This is a genomic window from Nakamurella sp. GG22, assembly GCF_052976845.2.
Genome location: NZ_JBRIIO020000001.1, coordinates 248,866 through 271,894, shown reverse-complemented (window position 1 = coordinate 271,894; position 23,029 = coordinate 248,866). Strand labels below are relative to the sequence as shown.

The following is a 23,029-nucleotide window of genomic DNA, read 5'->3' as shown; positions in this document are numbered from 1 at the left end:
TGGGCCTCCCAAACACCATTCCTCCACTCGAGACTGGACCTCGTCCATGCCCTCGCGGGTGCCACCGGGGACTCGAGTTTGCCCAGGAATGGCCATGACGCGCCCTCAGACAGGTGTCGGTGTCGTGGTCATCGGGCCACTCGTCGCGGTGCCGACGTCGACCAGAGCCAGGGGGTGCTCATCCGGGGGCAGAGCTGATTGGGGCAGCCGCAGGGTGGCCAGCACCGCTGCCACCGCAGGGCGAACTCGACCGTCCCGGAACTGCTCCCACTGCTCGCGGGACTGCCAGACGTTCAGGTGTCGAAGGCCGCTTTCGGTGGTGGTGACCAGCTGCACAACCAGTCCGTCGGGTCGTTCCGACCCCAGCTGTCGGCTCACCAGTTGGTACATCTCCGGTGTTCCCGGCACGTCGTAGTAGAACGCGTACATGATGGCTCCCCTTCTGATACTTTGAGTAGAAGGACCTCTACTCGATACTCAAGGGTGGCGCAGATCACTGAGAACGTCAAGGGCCGTCGACGCTACGACGCGACCGGCCGCCAGGCGGGGGCACGCCAGACCCGGGCACGGGTTTTGGAGGTCGCCCGCGACAGGTTCCTGAATGACGGCTATTCGGCGACGACGGTGCCCGCTGTGGCGCGAGCCGCCGGGATCTCGCCGCAGGCGATCTACAAGATCTTCGGTAACAAGGTCGGCCTGATCAAGGCCATCTTCGACGTCGCCATCGCCGGCGACGACGAACCTGTCCCAGTGCCGCAGCGACCGGCTCTGGTCGATGTGAGTCGGCAGACCGACCCGTACAAGAAGCTCGAGCTCTACGCACAGTTCGTCGCCGATACCGCCCCCCGCCATGTCCCGGTCCAGTTACTGATCCAGAGCGCCGCCGCGACACATCCCGACGCTCAGGAGCTATGGGACAGGCTGTCCGCTGAACGCCTGACCGGGATGACCATGTTCGCGCAATACCTGGCACCCCACCTGCGCAAGGACGTCACCATCGAGGAAGCTCGCGACGTCCTCTGGGCGTACAACTCCGCCGAACTATGGGATCTGTTGGTCGGGCAGCGTGGATGGTCCGCCCAACGGTATGCGGTCCACCTCGCCCGCACGCTTGCCCACGCGTTGCTCCCCAGCACGACCGGACCCGGCAACAGCGAGTAGGTCGTCACCGACGTCGACGTGGCGGTTGCCGCTCAACACCATCCGGACCGGTGTGACCGCGGACCCTTCGTCAGGGTAGTTTCGCTACTTGGCGTTCTTGTCCCAGACTTCATGCAGGTGAGAGTCTTTCGTCAAGACCCGGTGACGACAGCGGTGGTCAACGGAGCAGCTTTGAGTACCAGACCTGCGGAAGGGTGTGAAGCCTGCCTTCTCGTAGGCGGCGCGGGCGGGGCTCATCAGGTGTCCCGGTCTCAACCATCTGATCGGTGCGTTTGACCGATCCGCGTGAGGTCGGGGCTCACACTGTGACGCCCGGAGAGCCAGAGACCTCCCAGACGGGTGTTACACCGGTGATGTGCGCGGTGCGATGTTCGGGTTGAGTGTGAAGACATTACCCGGGTCGTACGTGTTCTTCAGTGCGACCAGTCGTTGATAGGTGCTGTCGCCATAGGAATCTCGCAGCCGGGTCTGTCCTTCGTCGGGGGTGACGAAGTTGGCGGGGGCCCGGTCGATGCTCCAGGGCTGCATTGTTTCCTTGAACGCGTGCGCCCAGGCGGTTTCGGCTTCGGCGGCGGCCGGGTCCCACCAGAGTGCCTCGCAGAAGTAGAACCAGTTCGCGTCCGGGACGGTCAATGCCATCTGGGTGCGGTCGGTGCGGGAGAGGGCGCCGCCGAGCCGGGACAGGACCACTGCGGTGAACGGTGAACGGGCCTTCGCCGCCTGGCTCACCAGAGCGTCAATTGCTTCGTCGGGCAGTTCCGGGAGATAGTCGATCTTGAAGTATTCGCTGATGCCCCAAGGGTTCGCGGCGTCGGTGATCGCCTGGATCGCGGTATAGGGCATCGGTTGTACCATCCTGAGCGATGGTCGGCCCCATTCCAGCAGCGGGCGGAGAACCCTCTCGCCCTCGGTGGGATCGCCGGCGTACAGAATCATCAGCGCCGCGGCGGGCTGTCCACGGAGCGGTTCGGGCATTGAATCGTCAGGAGGGACGGTGATCAGCGCGAACCCGCCGCAGACCTGTTCGGGGGCGAATTCCATGAAGTCCCGGTAGAACCGCAGCAGAGCAGCGGCCGCCGCGCGCGTGTGCAGAATCATTCCTGCATAAACCAGTGGACCGATCGGACGCAGACGGAATTCGAACTCGGTCACGACACCGAAATTGCCGCCGCCGCCCTTGAGTCCCCAGAACAGCTCTGGGTTCTCGTCCGCGCTGGCCCGATGCACCCGTCCGTCCGCGACGACAATCTGTGCCGACAAAAGGTTCTCGCTGGTGGTGCCGCACACCCTTTCCAGCCAGCCCGAGCCGCTGCCCAGTGTCAGCCCGGCGATCCCTGTGTGAGACACCCGCCCGCCGGTGACCGCCAAGCCGTGTGCCTGGGTGGCGGCGTCGAACTCGGCCCAGGTCAGGCCGGCGCCGAACCGACCCGTACGGGCGTCGGGGTCGATCTGCACGTGCTTCATCGGGCCGGTGTCGATGACCAGGCGGCCGTCGCAGGACGAGTGACCGGGAATGGAATGACCGCCGCCGCGGACCGCGACGACCAGGTCGTGCGCACGCGCGTGTGCCAGCGCGATCTGCACGTCGGCGGCGCTGGTGCAGCGCGCGATCAGGGCCGGGCGTTTATCGAAGACGCCGTTGTAGACCTTTCGTGCAGTGTCGTAATCAGGATGCGCGGGGTCGATGACCTCCCCTGCGAATGCCGGGTCGAACACATTCGGCGCTGCAACGGTCATCTGGACCTCCAGGAGGGACCTGTGCCGGTGCGACCGAATAGATGCCGGGCCGGCTCTGAGCATCGGGTCACGATTGCTACAGTGTCACTGTAGTAATCGTGACTGTAGTGATCGGGGTGGTGTCCGTCAAAGGAATAGTGAGGAAATGAGCGGAGAGGGTTCGACGGCAGCACCGCGAACCGGGCGGCGCTATTCGACGCCGAAACGCGATCAGCGGGCTGCGGCCACCCGGGCGGCGATCCTGGCCGCGGCTGGAACACTGTTCCTGCGCGACGGGTACGCGCGGACGAGCATGAAAGCAATCGCCGCCCAGGCAGGTATCTCGGAGAAGACGATGTACCTGGCGTTCGGCACCAAGGCGGCAGTTCTGCGGCAGGTCATCCAAGTCGCGGTCCAAGGCGACGAGAAACCGGTACCGCTGTCCGAGCGACCTGAATGGCGGGCACTTCTCGCCGGACCGATCGACGAGGTGTTCCGTCGGTTCGCAGCAGGCAACGCCGCATTGATGACCCGCACGGCGGCGATCATCGCGGTCGGCGAGGCCGCCGCATTCACCGATCCCGAACTGGCCGAGTACCGGACCTACGCCCACGCGGCCACCCGAGCCAACCTCCGAGCTTTGGCCTCCGAACTCCACCGCCGCGGCGCCCTCGGGGTCGGCGTCAGCGAGCACCAGGCCGCAGATGTCATGTACGGCCTGGCCACCGACGAGAGCGTCTTCCTGCGCTTGACCCAAGAATGTGGTTGGACCACCGACCGTTACGCCGACCTCATCGCCCGGACCCTGGCCGTCACCCTGGGGACGCCACGCGACCCGGCCCAATTGCCGGCAAGCGGATAGGAACGCTTCGTTTCCGCACCTCAGGGATCGATCAATCCAGGCTCGGACAAGTCCTTGCCCGTAGGGCTAGGGTCGACGCGGGGGCCACCGGAAAGAGAATGTGATGAACGGTCCTGCCGACCAGGTGATCGAATTTCATCGCATGCACTCCTCGGGGTGTTTTGTGATGCCCAACCCATGGGATATCGGCAGCGCGCGTGTGCTGGAACAACTCGGCTTCCCGGCGCTGGCCACGACCAGCGCAGGGTTTGCGTGGACCCTGGGTCGCCCGGACGACCAGGTCGAACTCGACGAGGCTCTCGACCACTTTCGCAGCATCGCGAGCGCTGTCACCGTGCCGGTCAACGCGGATTTTCAAGGCGGATTCGGGGTTGCACCGGAGGACGTTTTCAGGAACGTCACGCTGGCAGTGGCAACGGGAGTTGCAGGGCTTTCGATCGAGGACTCGACGGGGGACCAGGCGCGACCACTTCATGACGTCGACCACGCGGTGGAGCGAATCCGAGCCGCCCGCCGGGCCATCGATGACAGCGGCACGGGTGTCATTCTCACCGGTCGCTCCGAGGGGTTTGTTGTCGGACGTCCCGACATCGACGACACGGTGGAAAGGCTTCGCGCCTATTCCGAGGCCGGCGCGGATTGCCTTTACGCGCCGCGCATCGACCAGGAAGATCACGTCGCAACCATCGTCGCGGCGGTGGCCCCGAAACCGGTGAATGTGCTGATCAATTCGCCTTGCATGACGGTCGACCGGGCGAAGACCCTTGGTGTGCGCCGAATCAGTGTCGGTGGCACCTTGGCCCGTGCGGCCTGGAAGGGATGGTTGGATGCCGCGAAGGAGATCGCCGATCAGGGCACGTTCACCCGATTCAGCCAGCTACCGGATGTTGAGTCAATGATGAATAAGCCCAACCGGAGGAGCCCCCAGTGAGTCGCTGCAGTCGGACGTCGAACACCGTGCCGGTGGACGACTCAGCCGGCCCGTTATGCGTGGCGGTGCAGCTGGGGGTGATCCTCGGCGGGTCGGCGAACTCGTCGGTCGCGAAGCATCTCGAACACGTCACGCGGGAAATCCTGAGTCAGGAGATAAATTAGAGCCGCCGCCAGGAGCAGATTCGGCATGACGTCGTCACTCAACGGACTGATACCGACCAGGAAAAGAATCGCTCCGAGGAGACCGACCTTGACCCAGCGTCCGCGGCTGAGGATCAGACAGGCCGGAATCAGCTCGAGAATCAGCATGATGATGCCGAAGGCACGTGGGTTCGGCTCTGTCAGGAAAAGACCGATCTGCCGGTAGAAAGGCAGCAATGCTTGTTCGGCGAAGCCGATGTATCCATCAGGATTCGACATCACCAGGGATCCATGGATGCCGAGTCCCATCACACCGAAAAAGACCCCGACGAAGAGCCGCCCCGCCTGCGGCCTGAAGAAACACAACGCGGCCACCGCCAGCACGACGGCGCTCCAGACCAGCACTCTTGTCAGCATCAGAACCTCCTCATGCTGAATTGAGCCTGCCGCGCCGGGGCGATCAGTGGAAAGGGTCGAAGGTCCTGAACCGGGGTCATGAACAGGCGTCGGCTCGCACATCGTGCAAGCCTGTAGGCCATCGGCCTCGTCCGTGACGTCGCCGGGAACCCGCCGCACAAACGGAGAACGGGGGCCAGCTGTGAGCGAGCTTCACATCCCGGCGCCGCGCGGGGCCGTGCCGACCTATGTCGCGGCTCCGTCTACCGCCGGTCCGTGGCCGGGGGTGGTGCTGGTGCACGACTTCACCGGGATGAGCCACGACCTGCGCGGGCAAGCGGACTGGTTGGCCGAAGCGGGCTTTCTGGCTGCGGCTCCGGACCTGTTCCATTGGGGTGGCCGGATGAAATGCCTGAAAACGGTGATGCGCGATCTGGGCGCGCGGAGCGGTCGGAGCTTCGAGGACATCGACGCCGTCCGCGGCTGGCTTGCCGCTCACCCGGACTGCACAGGCAAGACCGGGGTGATCGGCTTCTGCATGGGCGGCGGTTACGCCCTGGCGCTTGCCCCGGGACGGGGGTTCGCCGCGGTCAGCACCAACTATGGCGGCTGTCCCAAGGACGCCGAATCTTGGTTGGCTGGTGCATGCCCAGTCGTCGGCAGCTACGGCGGCAAGGACCGCAGCCCCATGGGCGCCAGTGCCGGTGAACGACTCGACGGAATCCTGACCTCACTGGATGTCGAGCACGACGTCAAGACCTACCCCGGCGTGGGGCACGGCTTCATGAATGATCACGATCCGCAGGACCAAACACTGATGCTCACAGTCCTGGCAAAGGTCTCCGGCACACGCTATGACGCGCAGGCCACCGCGGACGCCCGGCAGCGCATCCTTGCGATGTTCGATCGCCACCTGCGCTGACGAGGAATCAGTCGGCGTCGCTTCAGCGGGGCCCATCCGCGAAAATCGTGATCGCGGTCGACGACACATGAGCTATTGCAGCCGGTCGTGCCGCGCCGCCCATGCGGCGGCAGCCGCACGCGAGGGCACGTCGAGTTTGGTCCGGATGTTGGCGACGTGACGATGCACGGTGTGGATACTGAGTGCCAATTCCCGGGCGATCTGCGCGTCGGTGCGACCGGCTGCGACCAGCCGGAGCACCTCGGTTTCGCGCACCGAAAGCTCGCGTCGGTCGCCAGCCGTCGCCGAGGCGGCTACTGCGGGTCTGGGGCCCGAACCCTGCAGGAACCTGGTTGTCGCGGTGGCGACGGCGTGCGAGTCCCCTCGCCAGGGAAAGTGCTCGTCCCCTTGGAGCGCGAGGAAGTCGGCACCGGCGATGTGCGAGGCCAGGTCCTGTCCGAGTGCGAAGGGAATGGCGCGGTCACCGCGACGGTGCAGCACGAGGGTGGGGGCGACGATGGAGCCGAGGATGTCGCGTGCGTCGAGCCGGTAGACCGATGCCAGCTCGGCCGCGGCCTGCTCCGGGGTTGCGGCCTGCCGCTGGAACTTGGCGAAGTCGGCCCGCTCCGCGGCCGACGCGCCGGGCATGAACAGGTCCGCAAGAACTCGCGACCCCAGCCCCCAATGCCGACGAACGAGGTCGACGGTGGCGTCGCGGGTCGGCGGGGAGGCGACGTCGACTCCGTGCGCGTAGCCGCCGTACAGCACGATCCGGTTGACGCGGTCAGGCAGTGCAGCGGCGCACCCGGCCGCCACCACGGACCCCGAGCTGCCGCCGAACAACGACACCGATTCCAGGCCGATGGCGTCCAGCAGGCCGGCGAGCACCGCTACTTCCTGCTCACGGGAAGACGGGGCGGGACCGGACCGGTCGGACAGTCCGGCCCCGGGGCGGTCGTAGCGGATTATCCGCAGCTCGCTCGCCATGAGGTGCACGAAGCGCCGGAACCGTTCGTCCTTCCAGTCCAGACCCAGGTGACTGCACCACCATCCGCCGACCACCACAGCGGGACCGGTCCCCACCGAGGCCCAGGCGACCGAACGGCCGTCCACGGCCGCGTATCGGACAACCTGATCCAGGTCGGTCATGTGGTGGATTCTAGGAGCAAGGGTCGGCCGAGCCTTCGCGTTTGCCGAGACGTGGTGCTGGGTCAGAAGCTGGTGGTCGACTTCCTTTCGGGACGTTGCTGTGAGATGGCGATGTGCTGCGCCTGTCGGGAGGCGGTGCCGTGCACGACGGGCGTGACGGTCGGGAACGCCCGCGGCATCCGATCCGGGACCACCTGGTCGATCCGGAAAGGCGAGCGGCGCAGGGTGCCCACGAAGTCGCGGTTGGGGTGGCAGCCGCCCGCGAGGAGCACCTGCACCGGCGTCATCAGGTCCTGGAACCGTGCTCGCGGTCCGTGTCCACGGACGTGTTCGTGGAACAGGAACCGTCCGCCTTGTCGGAGCACCCGGTGGAGCTCGTCGAGCGCGATTTCCGGTCGCTGCAGCGAGCAGAAGGTGAAGGACGCGGTGACGGTGTCGAAGGTTGCATCGTCGAACGGAAGCCGTTGGGCATCGGCGTCGACGACGGTGACCGGCCACGGCGCAGGCGTCAGGTCGTCGATGGTGACCTGCAGGGCGATCCGAAAGTCGGCGTCCGGCTCGACCAGCACGAGTTCGGTGACGTCGTCGCCGTAGTAAGGCACGGACAGGCCACTGCCGGCACCGACCTCCAGCGTCCGACCGGACGCGAGCGAGAGCTGTTCCCGGCGGATCTCGGACTGTCCAGCTCGCTCGGACCTGCCCATCACCAGTGGGTACCACCGAGTGAAGAGCCGGTCGAGAGCGGCGCTCATCGCCGCACCGCTTCGGCGAGGGCGGCGATGTGCTCGTGGTTGGTACCGCAGCAGCCACCCATGATGGTCAGGCGCGGGTTCACCCCACGGAGTGCGACGCAGTGCGCGGCCAGCTCCGCCGGGTCACCGGAGTCCAATTCCTCGGCTTCGTCGAGCTCGGCGTGGCTGAGCCGCGAGGCGTTGGGGCGGATCCCGCGGATCCGCCTGATCCCCGCGCCATGGCCCGATAGCGTGGCAGCGACGTGCTCGGGGTGGGCGCAGTTGACCATGAAGTACGCCGGGTAGGCGTCCGTCGCCGCGTCGACCGTTTGGATCGCATCGTCGAGTGGCGTCCCGTCCGGTAGCCGGCCGTCGGTCTCGACAGTGAAGGAGATCACGACCGGGACCCCGAGATCTCCTGCTGCTCGGGCGATTCCGATGGCTTCGTCGGCTGACGTCATGGTGAGCGCCGACACGAGGTCCACCCCGGCGCCGGTCAGCGCCGCAACTTGCTCGGCGTGGTAATCGTGACTCTCCGTGGCGGTGAGGCGCTGGCGCGGAGCGTAACCGTCGAAGCGCGGGCCAATGCAGCCACTGATGACGACGGAACTGCCGGTCACCACGGTCTTCTCGCGCAGTTCAAGCAGAAGCTGGACTGCCAGGCGGTTCAGTCGCGCCACATCGCCGGGGACGAAACCCTGACCGGCCAGCCAGTCCCGGCTGGCTCGCCATGTGGCTGTCTCCAGGACCACGCCCAGTCGGTGGTCCACTGCAATGCGGACGTAGCGCTCGTAGTAGGCGAGCAGTGCAGCGCGTCCCTGACGTGTCTGCAGCAGTCCGAACGCCGCGAAGTTCGGCAGTTCGAGCCCCTCGTCATAGATCAAGCTGGTCTCCAGGCCGGCATCGGTCAGGAACGCATCGGCCTCCAGTTGCGGGAGTGGCGTTCGCGACGTTGTGGTCCGAGACGTCGTCGCGTCCGCCTGCTCGGCGCTGATGGTGCGGTTGGGATTCATACCGACGATCACACCGCAATGGTGAATTCCCCGGCATCGCTCGAAACGGCCAGTTCCGAATGGCCGATTCCGGCCACCGCAACCGTGAATATCGCGGAACTCGACTCGCGAAAGGAACGGGACAGCGAGGCAACAGCGAGTGAAACCGGCAGCAGCGACCGTACTCGGGACAGATGCTCCACCTCACCGAGCGCCTACGCCGGCAAAGGATGCACCATGCGTTCCCACCAGCGGTCCCTCTCCACAACCCTGCGAGCTCTCGCGCTGCTGATCTTCGGCGCACTGCTCGTCCTCGGCAGCACCCCGACGGCAGCAGCTGCCGCCGCCGACATCCGGCTCCAACAAAGGCATTACATCGTCACGGCCAAGACGATCAAGGCCTACGACGAGTCCGGCCCGTTCAAGCTACCCGCTCACCTTCACCGGCGGCGGCGCGCACTACAAGATCGTGATCGACGTTCGTCGCTTGGTCTGACGTCAACCATCTCGAGCACTTCACCGTCACAGGGGCTTCGTACACGACCAACGAGCACGAAGCCCCATGGCGTTGACCGAACGGCCTGCCAGTCAATCGGCCATCCCATTCAGCGATTGGACGCAGTGGCACTACCGGAAGGCCGCGACCGCGCTCATGACGGCAACGGCCAGCCCGACCAGCGTCAGCCCCACCAGCACCGCCGGCCAGATCCGCCGCCGGTCCCGCCAGGAGCGCCGGGTGCCGTAGAGGAACGCCGTTCGCAGCTGACGCTGGCGGAGCGCATGTAGGGCCAACAGATCCCGCTGCGCGCTCGAACTGAGCTGCGCCCCCGCGGCGGTGTTGGCCGACGTCCCCGGCTCGTTCCCTGCCGCAGGCGCCATTCCGTCTCGTCTCCTTCCTGCTGCGGCAGTCGGCTCCCCGGCGTCCGCCCCACCGATCAACGCGGAACCTTTGGCCGAATAGGGCGACCAAAGGTTCCGCGTTGAGCCGCTCCGCGCCTGCACGCCGGCGAACCGGTCGTCCTCTCGGGCACACCAGCACGGTACGGAGCGGGAGCCGGCCGGCGGAGGTTTGTCCACAGGCGCCGCACCGTGCTGCGCGCCACCGAAGCCCCGGGCACACTGATCGGCATGCCCGAGTTGCCGGAGGTCACCGCGCTGGCCGCGTTCCTCACCGAGCACGCCACGGGGCAGCCGATCGTGGCGGTCACCGTCGCGTCGCTGAACGTCCTGACGACCTACGACCCGCCCGCGTCTGCGCTGGTCGGCAGGGTGATCACCGGGGCGGGTCGGCATGGCAAGTTCCTCGATATCGTCACCGCCCCCGGGTCGGAGGAGGACGCCATTCGCGAGGACCTGCACCTCGTGATCCACCTGGCACGGGCGGGCTGGTTGCGCTGGTCGGACAGCATCTCCGCGGTCCCGCCGAAGATGGGCGGACCGATCTCGATGCGGGTCCGGCTTGCGAACGGTGGCTTCGACATCACCGAAGCCGGGACCAAGAAGTCCGTCGCGGCCGCCATCGTCCGCGACCCGGTCAGCGTGCCGGGAGTGGCCCGGCTGGGTCCGGACGCTCTGACGCTGGACCCCGAATCGCTCGGCCGGGTGCTCAAGGGACACACCGGCCGGCTGAAAACCGTCATCACCGATCAGACCGTGATGGCCGGGATCGGCAACGCCTACTCCGACGAAATCCTGCACACCTCAAAGCTTTCACCGTTTGCGACGGCGGCGAAGCTGAGCCCGGACGAGCTGGATCGGCTGGCGACGGCCATGTCCGGTGTGCTGTCGGCGGCGGTGAACCGATCGGTCGGCGCCGAGGCGGCCCGGCTGAAGAGCGAGAAGCGCACCGGGCTCCGGGTGCACGCCCGGACCGGGTTGCCGTGTCCGGTGTGCGGTGACGTCATCGCGGAGGTCTCGTTCGCGGACAGGTCGTTCCAGTACTGCCCCACCTGTCAGACCGGTGGCCGGCTGCTGGCGGACCGCCGCCGGTCACGGCTGGTCAAATAGGTGGATCCCGGCTGGTCAACTAGGCCGGTCACGGCTGAACGGTCGCAACCGAGCAGCTCAGCGGAAGCGCCGACCCCTGGCGACTGGCGGCCGGGACACAGCCGGTCGCGCCACCCGAACAGGCGCGGCGGGCGCTGACCCGACGGGGGTTGCGACGGGAGTGTGCACCGCGGCGGACCGGACGGGTCGCAACAGCTCGACCGGACGAAGGATCGAGTCGACGGCCTGCTGGAGGCGGTCGGCGCACAGCCGGAAATCGGCGAGGCCGCGGCCCATCGGGTCCGGCAGGTCGTCGTGTTCGACGGGAACTGGCTGCAGCGCCGAGCGGGCGAGCTTTGCCTGGACGACCAGTTCCCGACCCAGTTCACCCGAGTCGGTCCCGGTGATCGGCTCGACCTGGTCGCACAGCCGGGCGAACTGCAGGATCGTGAAGGTCCGGCCGATGGCGGCGGGCACCATGGTCACGACCACTCCGCGGTGCTGCCGGGCCGCGGTGAGCACGAGGTCGGCGTTCTGCACAGCCTCGGCGATCAGGTCGGTCGAATGATGCGGTCCCACCTCCGGGATCCGCTCCGACAGCACCGTCCTGGCGTGATCGTGCATCGGCCAGGGTGCGCGAACGTCGGTGCCGGCCGAGTCGACCTGCCATGCACCGGCCCGCCCGAACTTCGCCAGCGAGTCGTGGTGCAGCAGTTGCTGCGCGATGGGTGATCGGCAGTGGTTGGCGGTGCAGACCATCAGGACGCGAAACGAGGACACGGTCGGCACCTCGTTTCTGCCTCGGCGATGGCGGTCAGTTCCTTCCTCGACCCTACAGAGCAGGGCCTCCGGTACGCCCGAAATCGCGCACCCAATGACCGAATCCGGCCCGACCTGGTGGCCGGACCGGATCCAGTGCTGGGGGTACCGGCGGGATGACTCCCGGCAAACCGCCGGTACCGGTCAGTTCAAGCGCTACCCCTCGTGAGCGCTTGAAGTCTTTGTCAGGGGCGGTAGCCCCGGGTCGGCTTCAGCAGCCGGATCAGTGCGAAGGCGGTGAGCACCAGGGTGATGGCGGTGACGACGCTCCACCCGGTGGTCAGCACGGTCTCCTGGAACGCCGGGGTCGCCTTGGTGATCCAGGCCCAGATGCCGACGGCGATCGAGAGGCCACCGATGATCGTCCAGAGCAGGATCTTGCCGATGACGTCGGAACTGCCCTTGCCGGATTCCGCCGCGGCCTGTGCGGCCCAGCCGTCACGCCGCGCACCGAACCAGATGTTCAGCCAGGACACGAGCGTCGACCACATCCGGCTGATCAGCCAGAGTTCCGCGGGGAAGACGAGCAGCGCGTAGACGATGTCGGAGGGTGTGCGGTTCGGCACCCGCCAGGCCACCTTGAGGTTCAGTGCGACGCCGATGCCGATCGGAATGAGCCAGATCGGTGACCATTTGAACTGGTCGACGCTGACGGCCAGCAGCAGCATGATGACGAAGAGAATCCGGACGACGCCGTTCGCCAGCATGGAGAACTGCTGCTTCCACGGGATCAGCGTGTTCCTGTCGGGCATCTTGTTCTGCCACAGCAGGGCCGCCATGCCCTCGTCCCACTTGCGACGCTGGCCCATCAGTCCCTTGACGGTGACCATCGGTCCGGCGTAGGCGCGGGCTGTCGCGGACACCAAGGTCTTGCGGCCGGCCTCGTGCAGTCGCCAGGTCAGTTCCATGTCCTCGACCTGCGCGTCAGGATCCCACGGCGAGTTGCGCTCGTGGACATCGATGACGTCCTGCAGGTGCTTGATGCGGAACAGCGTCGCCTGGCCACCGAGGACGTAGGTGGAACGGTTGCGCGCCATGATGTCCGTCAGCCAGGACGCGAAGTCCATCCGCTGAGCGCGGATCAGCTGGCGGGCGAAGAAGGTCGTGCCGAGGTTGATGTCGAAGGTGTAGCGGCACATCACGCCGGCCGCCGACGGGACCCGCAGCATCTCGGCCTCGAGCTGCTCGAGCGCATCGGTGGCGAGAACGGTGTCACCGTCGACGCCCAGCACGAAGTCGAAACCGGAGGCCCACCGCTGCCAGCCCTGCGTGAGAGCGCCGACCTTCTTGTCGACGTTGCCGAAGGTCTTCTGCACAGTCACCCGCTTGTAGCGGCGGACGATCGCCTCGGTGTTGTCGGTGCAGTTGTCCAGGATGACGACGATGCGGTCGATCTCCCGGGTCTGGGAGAGCAGGGCGTCGAGAGTGCGGGCGATGTCCGCCTCTTCGTTGTGCGCCGGAACAAGCGCCAGAATCTTTGCGGTGCGGGCGATCTCGCGCTGCACCGTCTTGCGCTTGAACAGCGTGCGCAAGGAACGCTTCGCGCCCTGCTGCGCCTGCAGCAGGGTGTTGCGGCCGGAATCGAAGAGGGTGTTGAACGCGCCGGGGTCGAGCACCGCACCGTCGACGACGTCGGGATCGATGTCGTTCTCGCGGCTGGTTCGAGGCCTGGTGGCAAGGGTCATGGTCATGGGAGTTAGTCCTTCGGGAGTAAAGGGCTGTGCCTCGTGCGATACACGGAGCGTCACTTCTTGGTACTTCTCGCTTCAGCTTTCGAGTTAGTTTGCTCGGTTGCATCAACTACAAGGAGTAAACACGAGGACATCACGCTCCGGCAGGATTCCGGACAAACACCACACCAACGTGACGATCGCCGCTCCTTCGGGTGATGGATAGGCGCAGCAAGTCGCCAGGAAGTGGTAGTGCCGTACGCAACCAACTACAGAACGTATGCACCAATGAGTGTTCATGCATATCTGCGCTGGTCGTGGAGGTGAAGCTCGGAGTCACCCGATGGAGTCATTGCCGACCTGAGGTGTCCGGCGCGCGCACTGTGACCGAGGCTGGGTCGGCTCGGTGGAAGGATGGAGGAGTGACGACTCCATCGATTCCCGAGGTTGGCGTGAGCGACGTCCCACAGGACGCGGTGCTGCTCGATGTGCGGGAGCAGGACGAGTGGGACGCCGGACATGCCCCCGGCGCCGTCCACCTGCCGATGACGGAGCTCGCGGGCAGGCTCGACGAGGTTCCGGACGGCGACCCCGTCTTCGTCATCTGCCGATCCGGCGGCCGTTCGGCGCGGGTCACCGAATACCTGAACCAGCAGGGTTGGGACTCGGTCAACGTGCAGGGTGGCATGGGCAGTTGGGCCGCGGCCGGCAGGCCGATGGTGGCCGACGGCGACGCGGCTCCACAGGTCATCTGAGATGTCAACGGCCACAAGTGATCTCGGATGACGGCCGGACAACCGCTGACCGCCGGGCAACGGCCGCCGCGCTACATCCGCTGCGCTTACTGCCAGATGCCGCAGCCCGTCGGGTCGGCCGGACCGTCCAGATGCGTCGCCTGCGGGGCGCCGCTGCAGCGATGGATCGCCCATCCGCCACCCGGTGGGCCGCCGTCGCAGATGTCCAAGTCCCAGACGCCGGCGACCAGACGCCGGCGCCCGTACCTCGGCCCGCCGTCCTACCGCGGTGATCACCCGCGCTGGTCGTTTCCCGCCGTCGTGTGGACGGAGGCGCCCGAACCCGCGCCGCCGCCGGTCAAGGATCCCGTCCCTGCGCTGCGGGGTGCCTCCTGGTTGGCCCTCCTCACCGGCCTTGCCGCACTGACCGCCGCCGGGGCCGAGACCTGGCGCTACGTGCTGATGGTGCAGGGCAGGACCCTGGTGCTGTCCGGCACGGCGGTCCGGACCAGCGACATCCTCGTCGCCTCAGCGGGTCTCACCGTTATCGCCGCTGCGCTGGTGACCGTGGTCCTCGCGGTGCCCGCGCTCGTCCGGAGTCACGTGGCGGCGGCGCGGCGGCTCGGCCGCGAACCGTCACGCAAGGCCGCCGGGATCATCCCGCGATTGCTGGTGCCCGTCTGGAACATCTACGGCGCGGGCCAGATCATCACCGAGATCGACCGGATGCTGGTGCAGGGCTCGCCGAACGACGAACGGGTTCGCCGATCACGGTTGCCGGCGCTGTGGTGGGCCGCCTGGATCTGCTCGGCGGTGCTGTTGGTCATCACCCTGGCCCGGGGGGCGGGCGGCAGCCTGCAGGCGATCGCGGACACCGTCGAGTTGCACATCGCGGTCGACCTCCTGGCCGCTGTCGTCGCATTTCTCAGCGCCGTGCTGTTCCGCAGGTTCGCCGGGATCTTCCGCCCACGTCGCGCCCCCTTGGATGGATGGGTCGTCAAACCGCCGGACCCGACCCGGCAGGTTCCGCCTCCGCTCGCCGCTGACCCGACGCCTGACATCGAGTGACCACGTCCGTGTGTTCACGACGCTCGGGAACGTCCACACCTGGTCAATCGATTGTGTGACCGGCCGGTCCTTCCCAGTCGGCTACCGTGGCCGGGTGTCCAAGAAGACCCAGCGCCGTTCCGCCGGTAGCACCACCGCGACCGCCGACCGTCCCGCCGAGAACCCCCGCCGTCCCTGCCCGTGTGGTTCGGGGCGCAGGTACAAGGCCTGCCACGGCTCGGCGGACGCGGCGGACATGATCGTCACCCGGCCGTTCGCCGGGCTCGCCGCGGAAACCGAATTGATCGCACTGCGGGAATTTGTCCCGTCGGCGAGCGCGCCGCTCACCCTGATCGACCCCGCCGATGACGTCCCGTCCGTCACCCTGGCCAGCGTGCTGCCCGGTGCCGCGGCCGCGCTGACCAGGTCCGACGGCTCGATCCTGCTTGGCATGCAGGTCCAGACGCACAGTGGTGACCTGTCCAGGGATCTGGCCGCGGCGCTCGAATGGGCGCTCGCCGCCGAGCCGTCATCGGTGCTCTCGGTGGTGGGTCGTGCCAGCATCGGCCCCCGCTACGCGGACCTGATCGTCGACGAGCCGATCGAGGTCACGGTCCATCCGGACTTCAGCTGGTGGCTCGAGGACGAACCCGAGGCCGGCAGCGAGGTCGCACTCTCCCTGGAACGGGCGAACGCGGCCATCATGCCGACAGCGCGGGTCGCCGGTCTGCGTGGCGCCTACTGGGTCGACGCCGGTGATCGGGCGCACCTGCGCTGGGTGCGTGCCGAGGATGAGCAGCCGCTGATGGCCGCGCTCGCCCGGCTTGCCGTCGCCGAGGAACTCGGTCTGGGGGAGGGCTCGCGCTATGTCGGATCCTTCCGCGCGCACGGCCGGCTGGTCCCGGTGTGGGACCTCGACCGTGACGCGCACCCGAGCGAATGGGATGCGCCAACGCTGGCGTTCGCCGAGCGGCTGGAGCGGGCGCTGACCGACGAGACACCGCTGAACGACGCTGAACGCCGTGCGCGGGACGGCATCCTGGGCCGGCAGTTCACCCTGCGCTGACGTCCCTTCGTTGCGGGCGTTTCGGGTTTCGGGTTTCGGGGAGCAGGTCGGGCGGTTTCGACTGCACCGCTGCCTCGCAGGAGAGGCGTGTCCGACGCTCGAACGCAAGGCGCCGGTTCACTCGATCGCCGCTGCCGGGGTGGGGGGCAAAGGGTTCCGGTTCAATCGACAGCCCCTGCCGGCGCGCCCCCGTGCTGGGACGGTTCGGCTGGCGGCCCGGCCGATGAGCCCAGTGCCCAGCCCTCGCTGATCGACTGGCGACACAGTTCCGGATCGTCGCCGGCCGCCACGAACAGCGCGCCGGCGATGCCGGTCGAGTGCGGCTCGAGTGCGTCCTCGGGCAGCACGCCCGTCAGCACCAGCATGATCAGGCCGTGGCCGGTGGCCCACAGTTGGGTCGCCACAGCCAACGGGTCGCTGGACGTCGCGAATCGGCCCGACGCACGGGCCCGGTCCGCTGCCACCACCAGCAATTGAAACCCGGCGTCGGCCGCCTCGGGGTTCTCCAGGTCCGCGGCGGTGTCGAACATCGCCCGGTACAGGAATGGGTTGGCCAGCGCGTTGGCGACGTACGCAGCACCGAGCGCCATCAGATCCCGCACTGGATCTGCCGTGACGTCGACCCGCGCCAGCCGCTGGGCGAGCCGCGTGAATCCCTCCTGACGGACCGCCCGCCACAGCCCCGGCATGCCGTCGAAGTGTGTGTAGACGGCCATCGTCGACGTCCCGACGCTGTCGACGAGCGCCCGGAGCGTCACCACCTCGCGGCGGGCGAGCATCTCCGCGGCCCGCTCGATCAGCGCCACACGGACTGCGGGATCAGCGATTCTCGGCACTTGTGCGACGTTACATAAACCTGTTATGAATAGCCACAGCAAGATTCCCAGCCCGTCCGACCGAGAAGAGGGACCGCCATGACCGTGGAAATGCTGAAGCCCGATGGGCTGCCCAAATCGGACTTCTACCCGCAGGTCGCGGTGGCCTCCGGGTCCCGCACCGTCTACCTCGCCGGGCAGGTCGCGCGGACGGCCGAAGGTGACCGGGTAGGCACCGGCGACCTGGCAGCGCAGGTCGAGCAGGCATACCTGAACGTCGCGACGGGCGTCGCCGCGGCCGGTGGCAGCTTCGACGACGTCGTCAAGCTGACGCTGTACTTCGTCGACTGGAGCGAGGACAAGTTGCCGGCCCTGGGGGAGGGCGTCGGGCGCGCGGCGGCGAAGCTGGGTGCGGACCTGAGGAAACCCGTGACCCTGCTGAGCGTGTCAGCGCTGGGGGAGCCGGACCTGTTGGTCGAGGTCGATGCCATCGCCGTGGTGGACTGACTGTGTTGGGCTGAGCCGGCCCCACAGCAATCCAGTTGGCGAAATCCGACCTTTAACTGCCTCGGGATCGTCGGATATCGCCATCTCGATCTCGGGCGGGGACTACGGCAGCCAGCTGACCGTCCCGCGCAGCGCCGAATACCCCACGAACACGGTGATGTCGAGCAACGAGTGGGCGATCACCAGCGGCCACAACCTGCGGGTCCGGCGGAACAGCCAGGCGAACACCACCCCCATCACGGCGTTCCCGATGAACCCGCCGAAACCCTGGTACAGGTGGTACGACCCGCGCAGCACCGCGCTGATCGCGATCGCCCCCACCGCCGGGACCTTGAGCTGGTCAAGCCTGGTCAGCAGGTAGCCGACGACCAGCACCTCCTCCAGGAACCCGTTCTCGACGGCGGCCAGGATCAGTACAGGCAGTCGCCACCAGACGTCGTTCAGGGTGGTCGGGGCGACGGTCAGATTGATGCCGACGTTGACCGCGACAAGGTAGAAGATCAGCCCTGGGATGCCGATGACGGCGGCCAGCGCCACCCCGACCCCGAGGTCCGCCCACGGCTTACGAAGGTCAAGCCCGAGCCGGCGCTGCAGGCTGACCCCGCTGCGCCACAACAGGTACAGCCCGAGCGCCCCCCACGCGAAACCGCGCAGGATGGTCAGCAGCTGCTTGATCAGATCGAGGAACGACGCCTGCGCCTGCGGCACGAGGATCGAAACCGTCTGCGACGCCAGCGGTATCGGGGCCAGCAGCGCGTCGACAAGGTTGACGAGCGAGAACAGGCCGCTCATCCCGAGCGTCACCAGGAAGACGACCAGCAGTTCGACGCGGATCGATCGGGCCGTGTACGCGCGGGGAATCGGTTCGTCAGGACCGCCGTCGGCGGGGACGGCTGGCGGGCCCGATGCGCTGGTCATGGTTCGCGAGCTTAGGCGCGCGCCACGACTGCCTCAGCGGCACGAATGCCCCAACCCCGCGATTTGTCCAGCGCCGCGATTGGCCCAGCGCTGCGATTGCCTGCCGGCGCGGTCACGCCGGCGCCGCGATTGCCGAGCCCGCGGAAGCCGACATGTGTCCTGCACCACCGGCCGGTCTTCACTGCGAACCAACAGGGCGTCACGGACAGTACGCTCGGGGCACCCTGTGAGTTGTTACCCGAGGTACTGCTGTGTCTGACAACGGAGGATGTATGCGGTTGGGACGAAGCCGGCTCGTCGTGGCGCTGGCCGGTTTGGTGCTGGCGTCGGCCTGTGGTTCGGGCGGGGGCCTCTCCGACGCGACGGTGACCAGCTTCGTGACCGCCGCTCCGGCGTCGTCGGCCGGCGGATCGCCCGCGCCCTCGAGTTCAGCGGCGTCATCCTCAGCGGCGGCATCGTCGTCGGCGCCGGCCAGCACTCCGGCCTCGAGCTCGGCACCGGCCAGCAGCACTCCCGCCAGCACGGGACCGGCGGACCCGAACGCGCCGGCCAAGGACGGTGTCGCGCTCTCCGACGGGTTCGTGCCAAGGAAGCTCAAGGCGGGCGAAAAGCCGCCGCAGTTCATCGTCGTCAGCTTCGACGGTGTCGGCTGGCACGAGAAGTGGCAGCACTGGTTCGACGTCTCCCGTCAGGTGCCGTTCCGCTTCACGGGCTTCCTGTCCGGTACCTACATGCTGTCGGACGAGACGAAGATGGCGTATCAGGGTCCCGGCCACAGCCCCGGTAATTCGTCGATCAACTGGAACACCGCCGCAGACCTCCCGACCGAGATCGCCGACCTCAACGAGGCCTACGAGTCGGGCCATGAGATCGGCTCGCATTTCAACGGCCATTTCTGCGCGGGCGCGGAACCGAGCGGCAACCAGTGGACCACGGCCGACTGGAACAACGAACTCGACCAGTTCTTCGCGCTCATCAGGAACGTCAAGGCGAACAATCCCGGCGTCAAGATGCCCGACCTCGTTTTCGACGGCTCGGTCGTCAAAGGCGAGCGGACACCGTGCCTGGAGGGCCATGCCGAGGACCTGTTCCCGGCGCTGATCGAGCACAACATGACGTACGACTCGTCGTTCACCCGGACCGGCATCGGATGGCCGAAAAAGTCGCCGCAGTACAAGATCTGGGCCATGGGCATGGCGACGTTCCCGATCCACGGGACGGACAAGCAGCAGATCACCATGGACTACAACTTCTATTACACGCAGCGTCAGGCGACCAGCGCCGGCGTGACGCAAGCCCAGTCCGATGCCGATTCCGCGCAGGTCCAGGCCACCTATGACGACATGTACAACGCCACCTTCAACGGCAACCGCGCTCCGCTGATCCTGGGCAATCACTTCAATGCCTGGAACAACAATGCCTACGAAAAGGCGCTGACGGGTTTCGTCCTGGACAAGTGCGGGCGGCCGGAAACCGAATGCGTTCCGTTCCGCGACGTCATCGCGTGGATGGAGGTGCAGGACCCGACGGTGCTGGCCAAGCTCCAGGACCTGCCGCCGGAGACCGCGCCGCGGACCTGATGACGGAGCGCTGGGTCTACCTCGGACCGGAGGGCACGTTCACCGAGCATGCCGCACGTGCTGTTGCCGAACGGCTCGACACCGGACCCGCCGGGGACGGCGCAGCGGTCCGGCTGGATCCGGTCGCCGGTGTCTCGGTCGCATTGGCCGCGGTCCGTAACGGTGAGGCGGACGCCGCGTGCGTTCCGCTGGAGAGTTCCGTCGAGGGTGCCGTCCCGCTCACCCAGGACGAGCTGACCCACGGCGAACCGCTGCTGATCACCGCGGAGGCCTACGTCCCGATCACCTTCGACCTGCTCGTCCGCCCCGGAACCGAACTCGGCTCGATCAGGACTGTCGGCGCACACCCGCACGGTCACGCGCAGATCCGGCCGTGGCTGGCCGCCCGGCTGCCGTCGGCCGAGACGGTCATGTCGGCGTCCAATGCCGCCGCCGCGGCCGCCGTCGCCGAAGGCGAGCTCGATGCCGCCGCGGCCGCCCCGGTCGCCGGCCCGCGGTACGGACTCGTCACCCTCGCGGCCGACATCGGCGAGGTGCGCGACGCCGTCACCCGGTTCGTGTTGCTGCGCCGACCCGGACCGCCGCCCGCACCGACCGGGAACGACCGCACCTCCCTGGTGTTGTCGGTCGACAACCAGCCGGGATCGCTGCTGGCCGTGCTGACCGAGTTCGCCGCCCGCGGCATCAACCTGACCAGGCTCGAGTCCAGGCCGACCCGGTCGAAGATGGGCGAGTACGTCTTCCTGGTGGACGCCGACGGGCACCTCGCCGAGGCCGCGATGGCCGACGTTGTCGGTGCGCTGACCCGGCGGTCGGCCCTGCTCCGGTGGCTCGGTTCCTACCCGCGGATCGCGGGAAACAATGTGCCGCCCGCGGCGTTCGCCACCGGGAAGGCGTACACCGAGGCGAGCAACCAGATTCGCCGCTGGCAACAAGGTGAGTGGACCTGATGCGCCTGCTGTTGATCCGCCATGGCCAGACGCCGTCCAACGTGCAGAGCCTGCTGGACACCGCCGTGCCGGGACCCGGCCTGACCGACCTCGGCCACGAGCAGGCCGCGGCGCTGCCGGAAACATTGGCCGGCTATCGCATCGACGCCATCTACGCATCGACCCAGCCGCGCGCTCAGCTGACGGCAGCACCGCTGGCGGCCGCGCGCGGGCTGCCGGTGCAGGTCAGGGCGGGGCTCCGCGAAGTCGGTGCCGGGGATCTGGAGATGCTCGGTGACGAGGTGTCGATCCGGACCTATCAGGGAGTGATCCGGCAGTGGATCAACGGGGAACTCGACGTCCGGATGCCCGGTGGGTCGGTCGGCAGCGAGGTCCTCGACCGGTTCGACGCGGTCGTCGAGGAAGTGGTGCAGTGCCTGCGCCGTGACGTCGGGGAGAACGGCTGCGCGGTGCTGTTCTCGCACGGGGCGATGTTGCGGATGTGGGCATCGGTGCGGGCCACCGACCTCGCCGCCGCGGAGGACGCACTCGGTCGGGAACACGCGCTGCACAACACCGGCATGATCGTGCTCGAGTCCACCGCACCGCGGGCCCCCGGTTGGCAGGTGCTCAGCTGGGCCGGCCGGGCGATCGGCGGCCGCATCCTCGACGACGGCACGCGTACCGGTCCGGCCGGCGAGGATCCACTCGGGTCGCCCGACGGCGCGCACGGCACCGCCGCGAAGCCCGCCGCGACCAGCCGCTGACCCGTCAGGCTGCCCCGTCAGGCGGTACCCAGCACGCGAACTGGCGGACCCAGCACGCGAATTGGCGGCCCGAGCGAGCGAACTGACCGGCCCGGCACGCGAACTATTCTGTTGGCATGACGAGCTCGCCGATCGACCCCCGCGACCTCCGGGTGTCGGACGCCGAACGCTCGCACGTGCTGGCGCTGCTGGAGAAGGCGACCGGGCAGGGCCTGATCGACCTCGGTGAATACACCGAACGCAGCGCCAGGGTGATCGCCGCCCGCACCCGCCGGGACCTCAACGCAGTGCTGCTGGACCTACCAGGGCTGGAGATCGCCGGCCGGTCCGTCACGGCGGCACAGCACGCCGCGCAACCGAGAGCCGACACCGGTCCGGGCTTCTCCGGGGCCCCGCAACCGGCCGGATCCGCCGGCGTCCTGGAGCTGACCGGCTGGGGCTCGCGCACCTTCAAGGGTTACTGGACCGTCCCGCCGTTGATCATCGTCGGCGGGACCGGCGCCAGCATCCGGCTCGACTTCACCTCGGCGCAGCTGACCTCGCCGACCGTGACGGTGGAGTTCCGGTCCAACTACGGCGGTTCCGCCGAACTGGTGGTGCCGCGCGGGAGTTCGGTGCGGGTCGACGGCCTGCAGATGCGCGGCGGACACATGGCCAACAAGGTCGATCCGCGCACCGCGGCGGGCGGCATGACGCTGGTGCTGACCGGGCTGAAGAAATCCGGATCGGTGGTCGTGCGGCACCCGCGTCAGGGTGTGTTCGCGCACTGGTTCTGACCCGGCACCGGTTACCCGCCAGGATCCGCCGTCAGGACGGCACGGTGCGGGCCGAGGTGGTCAGCTGCTGAAGCTGATCGATGTCGTACAGGTCGTGGTCGGCAGCGCGGATGGCGTCCGCGGCTTCCACCCCGGCCGCCGTCAGATGGCTCCCGACGCCGACCGTCACGCTCACCAGCCGGCCCTGGACCTCGTACGCCCGGCCGCCGATCGCACTGACTCGCGCGGTGAACCCAGCGGGGGCTCCCGCTGGCCGTGGCAGGCGTACTCGCTCTCCCGGAGGACAGCAGTGCCGGTCAGCACCGCACGCAGACTCTCGAGGGCATCGAGCGCCTCTTCCGAACCGTTCGCCGCGGCCCGTGAGCAGACGTCCAGGTAACTCGTGCCGACCCCGTTGCCTCAGGTGTGCCGGGCGCCCTCCTCGGTGAAGGAC

Annotated in this window: 26 protein-coding genes; 13 read left to right on the top strand and 13 right to left on the bottom strand. The window is 67.7% G+C overall.

The window, feature by feature from the left end; translation table 11 throughout:
- Positions 1-105 precede the first annotated feature (105 nt).
- Positions 106-429: a hypothetical protein gene (locus ACVBEQ_RS01345; RefSeq protein ID WP_447151606.1), complete on the bottom strand. Its 324-nt coding sequence runs from the start codon at positions 427-429 to the stop codon at positions 106-108.
- Between the two features lie 54 nt (positions 430-483).
- On the opposite strand from ACVBEQ_RS01345, the gene ACVBEQ_RS01340 reads away from it, so the two are divergent.
- Complete coding sequence (locus ACVBEQ_RS01340) at positions 484-1,161, top strand: TetR/AcrR family transcriptional regulator (RefSeq protein WP_447151605.1); 678 nt, start codon at positions 484-486, stop codon at positions 1,159-1,161.
- 342 nt (positions 1,162-1,503) lie between these two features.
- On the opposite strand, the gene ACVBEQ_RS01335 is transcribed toward ACVBEQ_RS01340, so the two are convergent.
- The gene (locus ACVBEQ_RS01335) at positions 1,504-2,898 is read right to left on the bottom strand and encodes an FAD-binding oxidoreductase (RefSeq protein ID WP_447151604.1); all 1,395 of its coding nucleotides are present in this window, start codon (positions 2,896-2,898) and stop codon (positions 1,504-1,506) included.
- Positions 2,899-3,043: 145 nt separating this feature from the next.
- On the opposite strand from ACVBEQ_RS01335, the gene ACVBEQ_RS01330 reads away from it, so the two are divergent.
- A complete protein-coding gene (locus ACVBEQ_RS01330; RefSeq protein ID WP_447151603.1) occupies positions 3,044-3,739 on the top strand; it encodes a TetR/AcrR family transcriptional regulator in 696 nt (231 codons plus the stop codon).
- Positions 3,740-3,842: 103 nt separating this feature from the next.
- Positions 3,843-4,670, top strand: coding sequence for an isocitrate lyase/PEP mutase family protein (locus ACVBEQ_RS01325; protein ID WP_447151602.1), 828 nt, complete (start codon positions 3,843-3,845; stop codon positions 4,668-4,670).
- Positions 4,671-4,723: 53 nt separating this feature from the next.
- Here ACVBEQ_RS01325 and ACVBEQ_RS01320 read toward each other — a convergent pair whose 3' ends face one another.
- Positions 4,724-5,230, bottom strand: coding sequence for a hypothetical protein (locus ACVBEQ_RS01320; protein ID WP_447151601.1), 507 nt, complete (start codon positions 5,228-5,230; stop codon positions 4,724-4,726).
- Positions 5,231-5,363: 133 nt separating this feature from the next.
- Between ACVBEQ_RS01320 and ACVBEQ_RS01315 the strand changes: the two genes are divergently transcribed.
- The gene (locus tag ACVBEQ_RS01315; protein ID WP_447151600.1) at positions 5,364-6,131 is read left to right on the top strand and encodes a dienelactone hydrolase family protein; all 768 of its coding nucleotides are present in this window, start codon (positions 5,364-5,366) and stop codon (positions 6,129-6,131) included.
- Between the two features lie 72 nt (positions 6,132-6,203).
- Here the strand turns inward: ACVBEQ_RS01315 and ACVBEQ_RS01310 are convergent, their stop codons facing one another.
- The 5 genes from ACVBEQ_RS01310 to ACVBEQ_RS01290 all read right to left on the bottom strand — a co-directional run bounded on the left by ACVBEQ_RS01310 (position 6,204) and on the right by ACVBEQ_RS01290 (position 9,861).
- Positions 6,204-7,259, bottom strand: a complete 1,056-nt coding sequence (locus ACVBEQ_RS01310) for an alpha/beta fold hydrolase (protein ID WP_447151599.1) — start codon at positions 7,257-7,259, stop codon at positions 6,204-6,206.
- A 62-nt stretch (positions 7,260-7,321) separates the two neighbouring features.
- Entirely contained in the window at positions 7,322-8,011 is a 690-nt protein-coding gene (locus ACVBEQ_RS01305) for a class I SAM-dependent methyltransferase (RefSeq protein WP_447151598.1), read from the bottom strand.
- The gene (locus tag ACVBEQ_RS01300; RefSeq protein WP_447151597.1) at positions 8,008-9,015 is read right to left on the bottom strand and encodes a homocysteine S-methyltransferase family protein; all 1,008 of its coding nucleotides are present in this window, start codon (positions 9,013-9,015) and stop codon (positions 8,008-8,010) included. Before ACVBEQ_RS01300 ends, ACVBEQ_RS01305 begins: the two co-directional genes overlap by 4 nt.
- Positions 9,012-9,185, bottom strand: coding sequence for a hypothetical protein (locus tag ACVBEQ_RS01295; RefSeq protein WP_447151596.1), 174 nt, complete (start codon positions 9,183-9,185; stop codon positions 9,012-9,014). Before ACVBEQ_RS01295 ends, ACVBEQ_RS01300 begins: the two co-directional genes overlap by 4 nt.
- Before the next feature lie 424 nt (positions 9,186-9,609).
- Positions 9,610-9,861 (bottom strand): hypothetical protein, encoded by a 252-nt coding sequence (locus tag ACVBEQ_RS01290; protein WP_447151595.1) that lies wholly within the window; start codon positions 9,859-9,861, stop codon positions 9,610-9,612.
- Between the two features lie 249 nt (positions 9,862-10,110).
- On the opposite strand from ACVBEQ_RS01290, the gene ACVBEQ_RS01285 reads away from it, so the two are divergent.
- Positions 10,111-10,989, top strand: coding sequence for a DNA-formamidopyrimidine glycosylase family protein (locus tag ACVBEQ_RS01285; protein ID WP_447151594.1), 879 nt, complete (start codon positions 10,111-10,113; stop codon positions 10,987-10,989).
- Positions 10,990-11,046: 57 nt separating this feature from the next.
- On the opposite strand, the gene ACVBEQ_RS01280 is transcribed toward ACVBEQ_RS01285, so the two are convergent.
- Positions 11,047-11,748, bottom strand: coding sequence for an arsenate reductase/protein-tyrosine-phosphatase family protein (locus ACVBEQ_RS01280; protein WP_447151593.1), 702 nt, complete (start codon positions 11,746-11,748; stop codon positions 11,047-11,049).
- Between the two features lie 224 nt (positions 11,749-11,972).
- Positions 11,973-13,478 (bottom strand): glycosyltransferase family 2 protein, encoded by a 1,506-nt coding sequence (locus ACVBEQ_RS01275; protein WP_447151592.1) that lies wholly within the window; start codon positions 13,476-13,478, stop codon positions 11,973-11,975.
- 401 nt (positions 13,479-13,879) lie between these two features.
- Between ACVBEQ_RS01275 and ACVBEQ_RS01270 the strand changes: the two genes are divergently transcribed.
- The 3 genes from ACVBEQ_RS01270 to ACVBEQ_RS01260 all read left to right on the top strand — a co-directional run bounded on the left by ACVBEQ_RS01270 (position 13,880) and on the right by ACVBEQ_RS01260 (position 16,304).
- Positions 13,880-14,212 carry a rhodanese-like domain-containing protein gene (locus ACVBEQ_RS01270; RefSeq protein ID WP_447151591.1) on the top strand — a complete coding sequence of 111 codons (333 nt, stop codon included), beginning with the start codon at positions 13,880-13,882 and terminating at the stop codon, positions 14,210-14,212.
- 27 nt (positions 14,213-14,239) lie between these two features.
- The gene (locus ACVBEQ_RS01265; protein ID WP_447151590.1) at positions 14,240-15,259 is read left to right on the top strand and encodes a DUF4328 domain-containing protein; all 1,020 of its coding nucleotides are present in this window, start codon (positions 14,240-14,242) and stop codon (positions 15,257-15,259) included.
- Between the two features lie 94 nt (positions 15,260-15,353).
- Entirely contained in the window at positions 15,354-16,304 is a 951-nt protein-coding gene (locus ACVBEQ_RS01260; protein WP_447151589.1) for a DUF5926 family protein, read from the top strand.
- A 161-nt stretch (positions 16,305-16,465) separates the two neighbouring features.
- Here ACVBEQ_RS01260 and ACVBEQ_RS01255 read toward each other — a convergent pair whose 3' ends face one another.
- Positions 16,466-17,140, bottom strand: a complete 675-nt coding sequence (locus tag ACVBEQ_RS01255) for a TetR/AcrR family transcriptional regulator (protein WP_447151588.1) — start codon at positions 17,138-17,140, stop codon at positions 16,466-16,468.
- A 78-nt stretch (positions 17,141-17,218) separates the two neighbouring features.
- Here ACVBEQ_RS01255 and ACVBEQ_RS01250 point away from each other — a divergent pair, with 78 nt between their 5' ends.
- Entirely contained in the window at positions 17,219-17,626 is a 408-nt protein-coding gene (locus ACVBEQ_RS01250) for a RidA family protein (RefSeq protein ID WP_447151587.1), read from the top strand.
- Between the two features lie 102 nt (positions 17,627-17,728).
- Here ACVBEQ_RS01250 and ACVBEQ_RS01245 read toward each other — a convergent pair whose 3' ends face one another.
- A complete protein-coding gene (locus tag ACVBEQ_RS01245; protein WP_447151586.1) occupies positions 17,729-18,544 on the bottom strand; it encodes a CPBP family intramembrane glutamic endopeptidase in 816 nt (271 codons plus the stop codon).
- 272 nt (positions 18,545-18,816) lie between these two features.
- Between ACVBEQ_RS01245 and ACVBEQ_RS01240 the strand changes: the two genes are divergently transcribed.
- The 4 genes from ACVBEQ_RS01240 (at position 18,817) to ACVBEQ_RS01225 (ending at position 22,596) form a co-directional block, all read left to right on the top strand.
- On the top strand, positions 18,817-20,124 hold the full coding sequence (locus tag ACVBEQ_RS01240) for a polysaccharide deacetylase family protein (protein WP_447151585.1): 1,308 nt from the start codon (positions 18,817-18,819) through the stop codon (positions 20,122-20,124).
- Positions 20,124-21,074: a prephenate dehydratase gene (gene pheA, locus ACVBEQ_RS01235; RefSeq protein WP_447151584.1), complete on the top strand. Its 951-nt coding sequence runs from the start codon at positions 20,124-20,126 to the stop codon at positions 21,072-21,074. The genes ACVBEQ_RS01240 and pheA overlap by 1 nt, the downstream gene beginning before the upstream one ends.
- The gene (locus ACVBEQ_RS01230) at positions 21,074-21,820 is read left to right on the top strand and encodes a histidine phosphatase family protein (RefSeq protein ID WP_447151583.1); all 747 of its coding nucleotides are present in this window, start codon (positions 21,074-21,076) and stop codon (positions 21,818-21,820) included. Before pheA ends, ACVBEQ_RS01230 begins: the two co-directional genes overlap by 1 nt.
- 116 nt (positions 21,821-21,936) lie before the next feature.
- The gene (locus ACVBEQ_RS01225; RefSeq protein WP_447151582.1) at positions 21,937-22,596 is read left to right on the top strand and encodes a DUF1707 SHOCT-like domain-containing protein; all 660 of its coding nucleotides are present in this window, start codon (positions 21,937-21,939) and stop codon (positions 22,594-22,596) included.
- A 31-nt stretch (positions 22,597-22,627) separates the two neighbouring features.
- Here the strand turns inward: ACVBEQ_RS01225 and ACVBEQ_RS01220 are convergent, their stop codons facing one another.
- Complete coding sequence (locus ACVBEQ_RS01220; protein ID WP_447151581.1) at positions 22,628-22,771, bottom strand: hypothetical protein; 144 nt, start codon at positions 22,769-22,771, stop codon at positions 22,628-22,630.
- Positions 22,772-23,029: the final 258 nt, after the last annotated feature.